The organism is Methylobacterium sp. J-030, assembly GCF_022829545.1.
In the GTDB taxonomy this organism is placed as follows: Bacteria; Pseudomonadota; Alphaproteobacteria; order Rhizobiales; family Beijerinckiaceae; genus Methylobacterium.
This window is the reverse complement of record NZ_JAKSYM010000282.1, coordinates 1-394: the sequence shown is the minus strand read 5'-3', so window position 1 is coordinate 394 and position 394 is coordinate 1. Positions and strand designations below refer to the sequence as shown.

1 protein-coding gene is annotated in these 394 nt (G+C 73.9%); it reads right to left on the bottom strand.

The window, feature by feature from the left end; all coding sequences use genetic code 11:
• The coding region (locus tag MKK75_RS20880) for a hypothetical protein (protein ID WP_244044434.1) at positions 1-394 on the bottom strand (394 nt) is incomplete at both ends.

Below are 394 nucleotides of genomic sequence, written 5' to 3'. Positions count from 1 at the left end.
GTCGATAGCGTTGGCGGCCTCCCAGGCGGAGCCGAAACCGTTGGTCTGGCGGCGTTGCGAGACTTGATCCGCCCAGGCCCTGTGGCGGCCTTCTTCGTGCGGTCCGGGGTAGCCGCTGTCTACGGCTTCGGCCTCGATGTCGAGGCGGGTCATCTCGGTTTGGGCGGGGATGAGGCGGGGCAGGGCGGCAAAGGCTGGCGGGACAAGGGCGAGAAAGGCCGCCCCCGCCGCGCTGGGCTGCTGCGGGCCGGCGGTCACCGGCAGGGGCACGGCGACGGCAACTGCGCCGGCGAGGGCGGTTCGGCGGCTCAGGCTGCCGCGTAGGCCGTCGGCGCGCTCGCGCAGGGCGGCGCCCGGGTCGCGGTGGATCAGGTTCTTGAGGGACGTGCGGAGG